This is a genomic window from Actinoplanes sp. GCM10030250 (assembly GCF_042666575.1).
Taxonomy (GTDB): domain Bacteria; phylum Actinomycetota; class Actinomycetes; order Mycobacteriales; family Micromonosporaceae; genus Actinoplanes.
Genome location: NZ_JBHTDO010000124.1, coordinates 1 through 598 on the forward strand (window position 1 = coordinate 1; position 598 = coordinate 598).

At 69.7% G+C, this 598-nt stretch carries 2 protein-coding genes; both read left to right on the forward strand.

What is annotated here, in order from left to right; genetic code table 11:
* Window positions 1–56 precede the first annotated feature (56 nt).
* Complete coding sequence (locus ACFQV6_RS44345; RefSeq protein ID WP_378033757.1) at window positions 57–392, forward strand: hypothetical protein; 336 nt, start codon at window positions 57–59, stop codon at window positions 390–392.
* Between the two features lie 3 nt (window positions 393–395).
* On the forward strand, window positions 396–598 hold a 203-nt coding region (locus tag ACFQV6_RS44350; RefSeq protein WP_378033758.1), incomplete at its 3' end, for a hypothetical protein.

The following is a 598-nucleotide window of genomic DNA, read 5'->3' on the forward strand; positions in this document are numbered from 1 at the left end:
CGCAACGTCCAAGCATTCACCACACAAGATCACCCACCGGTCCAAGGAGTCACACAATGACCGAGACCAGCAACCCGCCAGCCGATTTGATGCTCGATCCGGATGCGGCCGCGCTCTACATCACCACCGCCGCCCACACCGCCGACATGCTCACCACCGCCGCCGATCACGCCGATGCCGCCGCTACAGCGTCACTGGCCGGTCTGGGATTGCTCGGCCGCGAGTTCGCCACCACCTGGGCTACCGCGGTGGGTTCCCAGGCCGCCACCGTGCGTATCGCCGCGGCCCTGCTCGGTGCGTACTCGGTCGCAGTGAGCGACCACACGGCCGCGGTGAGCGACGTCGATACCGACATTGCGGCCGCGCTGATCGCTGCCGCGCAGGAGGTCTGAGACATGCGCCCACTCGACACCACCACCCCCGCAGACCCGCCGATCGTGACGACCCTGCTCGAGCCTCTGCTCGAACTGCGCGCCGCGCTCGGTGACGGTCGCGGGCGACCCGACCCCGTCGGGTCCCTGTCCGCGGCAACCGCAGTCACCGCCGCCGCTGACGACCCGGCCCGCGCTGGTGCCTACGCGCTGGAATCGACCGACAC